The 6,087-nt window shown below is 49.1% G+C and carries 4 protein-coding genes; all 4 read left to right on the top strand.

Features of this window, described 5'->3' with window-relative positions:
* The first annotated feature begins 27 nt into the window (after positions 1–27).
* On the top strand, positions 28–441 hold the full coding sequence (locus tag FDX04_RS12130) for a hypothetical protein (RefSeq protein WP_024262609.1): 414 nt from the start codon (positions 28–30) through the stop codon (positions 439–441).
* Between the two features lie 58 nt (positions 442–499).
* Positions 500–1,090, top strand: coding sequence for a tail assembly protein (locus FDX04_RS12135; RefSeq protein ID WP_137370999.1), 591 nt, complete (start codon positions 500–502; stop codon positions 1,088–1,090).
* Between the two features lie 53 nt (positions 1,091–1,143).
* Positions 1,144–4,818, top strand: a complete 3,675-nt coding sequence (locus FDX04_RS12140; RefSeq protein ID WP_137371000.1) for a host specificity protein J — start codon at positions 1,144–1,146, stop codon at positions 4,816–4,818.
* 61 nt (positions 4,819–4,879) lie between these two features.
* The coding region (locus FDX04_RS12145; RefSeq protein ID WP_170975156.1) for a phage tail protein at positions 4,880–6,087 on the top strand (1,208 nt) is incomplete at its 3' end.

Raw genomic sequence — 6,087 nt, forward strand, 5'->3', positions numbered from 1 at the left:
TTTTGTAAAACCAAAGGGGATAGGGATATGAAAAGAATTTTAGTTTTTACCTCCATCTTAATGGTTGCCGGTTGTGCAACTAAGCCGGTGACAAATGAACAAGCACAGGATGTTCCTGCAAAACAGGTTATCAGCAATACACTGCTAGTTAAAAAAGAAGGGACTGGCAAGGTAATAATCAAACGAGACTCTGGTTTTATGGGCAGCGCCTGCATGACCCGAGTTTATGTTGATGGCAAGGAGGTCGCAGACTTAGACACAGCTCAAAAGGTAACGGTCTATCCCAAAATTGGAGATCATATCTTTAGCGCTTGGCCCAAAGGTATGTGTGGCGGAGGCATGAGCGAACAGTCGGGTAAGGTGACAGATACTGGGGTATTGATGTTTAGAGTTGGTTACGGAACCAACGGTGATTTTGGTATCTACCCTACAGCATTTTGAATGCAGCAATTATATATAACCTCGCTCAGGCGGGGTTTTTTATTATTAAGAGGTTTATATGTCTGAAGTAATGACTCGAATTGAGCTCGGCGGCGAACCCGGTAAAATATTTGGTAAAACTCATTGGCGACTTATCAGTAAAGTTTCTGAAGCAGGTGTAGCACTCGCAAAAACAATCACCGGGTTTGAAAGTTATATGGTAAACAGCAAGCGCCGCGGACTAACCTTTGCCATTTTTAAAGGAAAGAAAAACATAGGAGTTGATGACCTAGGTTTTCCGGTAACTGGTGAGGTGGTCAGGATTGTACCGGTTATCATCGGAAGCAAAAAGGCTGGTTTACTTCAGACAATATTGGGTGCTGTTATTGTTGCAGTAGGTGCCATTGCTACATTTGGTTTTGCCCAGGCTTGGGGTGTAAATGTAATGATGGCTGGTGGAGCTATGATGGCGGGTGGCGTCGTCCAGATGTTATCTCCTCAACCAACCGGATTAGCCAGCAAACAAGGTGCAGACAACCGGGCTTCGTATGCGTTCGGAGGAGTAACCAATACAGCGGCGCAGGGATATCCCGTCCCCCTAGGGTATGGTAAGCGTCGAATTGGTGGGGCGATTATTTCTGCTGGAATCTACGTCGAAGATCAGCAGTAAGAAAAAATCCTTTTCTCAGGCTACCTCAGGGTGGCTTTTTTTATGGGCGCGATATGGCTTTAGCAACCACGATTAAAGGCCGCAAGGGCGGCAGTTCCAGTTCCCGAACCCCAACCGAACAGCCAGATGATCTGCAGTCGGTAGCGAAGGCAAAAATACTCGTAGCGCTGGGAGAAGGTGAGTTTGCAGGACAGTTGACTGGCAAGGATATTTATCTGGATGGTACCGCGCTTGAGAATGCGGATGGCTCGCAAAATTTCAGTGGCGTAGTGTGGGAGTTCCGTTCAGGGACGCAGGCGCAGAATTACATTCAGGGTATCCCCGGTACTGAAAATGAGATCAATGTTGGCTCTGAGGTTTCAAGTGCAACAGCATGGACACGTACCTTTACCAATTCCCAGCTTTCAGCCGTTCGTCTGCGCCTGAAATGGCCATCGTTATTTAAGCAGGAAGATAACGGCGATCTGGTTGGGTATTCGATCAATTATGCGGTAGACCTGCAGACCGATGGTGGTACGTGGCAAACCGTTCTGAATACCAGCGTAACCGGGAAAACAACATCTGGTTATGAGCGCAGCCACCGTATTGATTTACCACAGGATGGCAGCACCTGGACAATCCGGTTACGCAAGATTACCGCTGACGCAAACAGCGCGAAGATCGGTGACAAAATGACGCTGCAGAGCTTCACGGAAGTGATTGACGCCAAATTACGTTATCCGAATACCGCTCTGCTTTACATCGAGTTCGACTCAAGCCAGTTCAATGGCTCTATCCCGCAGATTTCCTGCGAGCCAAAAATGCGCGTGATCCGTGTGCCGGATAATTATGATCCTGAAACGAGGACTTACAGCGGTACATGGCAAGGGGCGTTTAAATGGGCCTGGACTGATAACCCTGCGTGGATATTTTACGATCTGGTTATTACCGATCGCTTCGGTCTGGGTAATCGCCTGACTGCAGCCAACATCGATAAATGGACGTTGTACCAAGTATCGCAATATTGCGATCAGCCGGTACCGGATGGAAAGGGTGGAAGCGGGACAGAACCACGCTATACCTGTAACGTCTATGTTCAGGACAGGAATGACGCTTACACTGTGCTGCGTGACTTTGCGGCGATATTCCGGGGTATGACGTACTGGGGCGGTGATCAGATTGTGGCGCTTGCCGATATGCCAAGAGATGTGGATTACGCTTACACCCGCGCTAACGTTATCGACGGACGCTTTACCTATTCCAGCAGTACAACAAAAACGCGGTATACCACGGCGCTGGTTTCTTGGTCTGATCCGGGTAACGCCTATGCGGATGCGATGGAGCCGGTATTTGAGCAGCCTCTGGTGGCCAGGTACGGATTTAATCAGCTGGAAATGACAGCCATCGGCTGTACCAGGCAGTCAGAAGCGAACCGAAAGGGGCGCTGGGGTATTCTCACCAACAATAAGGATCGCGTTGTTTCGTTTGATGTTGGCCTGGACGGAAACATTCCGCAGCCGGGATACATCATCGCGGTGTCAGACGAGCTTCTGTCTGGCAAAGTTATGGGTGGCCGCATCAGTGCTGTTAACGGTCGCGTGATAAAACTTGACCGTGTAGCTGATGCAGCAGCAGGCGATCGCCTTATTCTCAATCTTCCCTCCGGCGCGTCACAGAGCAGGACTATTCAGGCGGTTAACGGGGAATCAGTCACAGTCACTACGGCATACAGTGAGACACCGCAGGCCGAAGCTGTATGGGTGGTTGAGTCAGACGAGCTCTACGCCCAGCAGTATCGAGTTGTCAGCGTCTCCGATAATGATGATGGCACTTTTTCTATTACTGGCGCATGGCATGACCCGGATAAATATACCCGTATCGATACCGGAGCCATCATTGACCAGCGGCCGGTGAGTGTGATCCCGCCGGGTAACCAGTCGCCGCCGGCTAACATTGTGATCAACTCGTTTTCAGTGGTGCAGCAGAATATCAGCGTCGAAACCATGCGGGTGAGCTGGGACCAGGCGCAGAATGCTATCGCCTATGAAGCGCAGTGGCGCCGCAATGATGGTAACTGGGTAAATGTGCCGCGCAGCTCCACCACGTCATTCGATGTTCCGGGTATTTATGCCGGGCGTTACCTTGTGCGCGTGCGCGCTATTAATGCCGCTGAAATATCCTCTGGCTGGGGCTACTCCGAAGAGAAAACGCTGACGGGCAAGGTGGGAAATCCACCGAAACCTGTCGGCTTTGCGACAACGCCGATCAACTGGGGGATTCGCCTGAACTGGGGATTCCCGGCTAACACCGGGGACACGCTGAAAACGGAAATTCAGTACACCGCGAACAGTGATTTCTCAAATCCCCTTTTGTTGTCGGATGTGCCTTATCCGTCTGCCGAATACACCCAACTGGGGCTGAAGGCGGGGCAGGAATTCTGGTATCGCGCGCAGCTGGTAGACAGAACGGGTAATGAATCAGGCTGGACAGACTGGGTTCGTGGCGAATCCAATGCGAATGCTGACGATTACCTGGGAGATATTGCTGATGACTTCCTGACGTCTGCCGACGGTGATCGCCTGACAAGCGACATTGATACCAATCTGGAAGCTGCGTTGCAGAATGCGCTGGCAAACCATGGAACGGTGGAACACCAGTGGGCGCAGTATGGTGAAGTACGCGCGGATATTCTGGTGGTGAAAACCACAATCGCCGATGTGAATCAGGCGATGGCGGAAATGTCCACGCAGGTGCAGGCGCAGGGCACGATGCTCACTTCAGTTGACGGGAAAGTGTCAACAGTGGATGGCAGAGTCTCTGCGGTTGACGGAAAAGTGGATATACTCGGGCAGACTACCAGCCAGCAATATTCCCAGGTAACAGCTGTGCTACAGGACAAATTGACTGCCATGGTAGACAGCACTGGCGCATCGGCGATTCATACGCTGAAGGTTGGTTTGCGTATTAACGGGCAGGAATATAACGCCGGAATGAGCATCGCAGCGCTGGCTCAGCCAGGCCAGCCGGTGGTAACTCGTATCGGATTTAACGCCAATCAGTTCGTCCTGATGAGTGGCAGCGGGAATACGGAAAATTCACCTTTTGCGGGGGTGAATGGTCAGGTGTTTATCAGCGATGCGTTTATTCAGGATGGCAGCATAGATAACGCCAAGATTGGGCAGTACATACAGTCGAATGTTTATACACCTGGCTCGGTAGGATGGCATATCAATAAAAATGGAAATAGTGAATTCAATAATGTAACAGTCAGAGGTACTGTATATGCAAGTGATGGAGAGTTTACAGGAAAAGTAAGGGCTAAAAGTTTTATCGGAGATATTATAAATGCAAATGTATTCAACGATATTCAGGAAGAAACAAAACAGAGTAGCGGCTCTGTAGCGTTAATTGGCTCAATATCCCGGAACTACTATTTCACAGATAGCGCAACTGACTCGCTATCAAAAACGGTTATATTTGATATTATCCTGCTATCAGGCATGGTGTCGGGTAGTGGTTCATATATTGATGTAACTATAAATATTAATGGCACAAAAAAGACAACCCGCAGAAGTGATGGCGGTACTGTACCAGTAAGGTTTTCAGTAAAAGGAGTTACAACTCCGAATGTAACCGTTGAATTAACATTAACATATTATATTCCTGCAGGGGCAATCAGAACCATTACATACGGTGTCTCTTCCCCAATGATTAGCATTGTCAGAGGAAGTGGTAGTTTTAGAGAGTAAATTTTCGAAATCATTAAACCTCGCTTCGGCGGGGTTTTTTTATGCACGTTCAGGAGATTCTATGTCCGCAGGAACAATTACACTCACCAATAAATCTGCCGTTGTAAGCGGTAACGGTACGTCATTCACCACAGAGGTGGCGGCCGGTGACTTTATTGTCGTTACAGTCGGCGGTATTCCTTACACCCTCCCGGTTAAGACCGTCAACAGCAATACATCATTGACACTGGTGAGTAATTTCACCGGACCAACGCAGTCAGGTGCGGCCTGGTCTGCAATTCCTCGTATCGCTATGAATCTGGTCACAGCAGCCGTAGTTGCACAAGCTGCTGAAGCGCTGCGCGGGCTGAATTATGACAAACAGAACTGGCAGCAGGTATTCAGTGGTACGGGGAATATCACGGTAAAACTGCCGGATGGAACCTCTTACACCGGGCCTGCATGGGGTGGAATAACAACAACGCTTAACGGAAAAGCTGGCGCTGGTGCTAACAGTGATATCACCAGTCTTTCCGGGTTAACGACAGCACTTAGCATCTTGCAAGGTGGTACGGGAGCGAGTGATGCTGCAACGGCGCGTACAAATCTTGAATTAGGTAATTGCGCAACAAAAAATGTAGGAACAAATATAAATAATGTTATACAGGTAGGAGCATTTGGTATTGGTACTAATATCAATGATGTATCACCTACAGTTGTCGCAGATGCCAACACTGTCACTACAACGGGGATGGTTTCACCATCAGGGGCGCAATCAGTTAACTTCTTTTTACCATATGCACCCATGTTTACTTTGGTCAGACCTGGCGGATCGGATGGGACTGGTACTGTATGTCAAATGCAGATTTATGGCTCAAACTTTGCAACCCGCACCAGGATGATAAATACATGGAGTGCCTGGCTCCCATTCTATAATACGGCCAATACAACAAAAGCAGCAGATGGCACACTAAAAGCAGCTTCGCCAGTAGTTAAGTTGTTTGCTGACGGTAGCGCGGAAACAAACGAAGAATCGCAAGGCGTAACAGTAACGCGGCTGGCCGTGGGGGAATATCTTATTGAGGGCTGTATGGGCCTGAATGCTGATGCCAGCTGGGGGGGGATTGATGGTGGTTTCGATATTCCGACCGACAGGAATAAGCAACCCCGTATCTGGCTTGACTACACAGTCAATGTCGACGGCTCAATTTTGATTAAAACATATCATCGTGTGCATGCCACTGCGCCGGAATTTGCCCAGAACAGAATAGGGCACACAGATATAAACCG

The sequence above is a fragment of the Citrobacter sp. wls615 genome, from assembly GCF_005281355.1.
In the GTDB taxonomy this organism is placed as follows: domain Bacteria; phylum Pseudomonadota; class Gammaproteobacteria; order Enterobacterales; family Enterobacteriaceae; genus Citrobacter; species Citrobacter werkmanii.

Bases quoted from the DNA above. Each gene is read 5' to 3' on its own strand.
- FDX04_RS12130 (WP_024262609.1), top strand. From the start codon at position 28: ATGAAAAGAATTTTAGTTTTTACCTCCATCTTAATGGTTGCCGGTTGT.
- FDX04_RS12140 (WP_137371000.1), top strand. From the start codon at position 1,144: ATGGCTTTAGCAACCACGATTAAAGGCCGCAAGGGCGGCAGTTCCAGT.
- FDX04_RS12135 (WP_137370999.1), top strand. From the start codon at position 500: ATGTCTGAAGTAATGACTCGAATTGAGCTCGGCGGCGAACCCGGTAAA.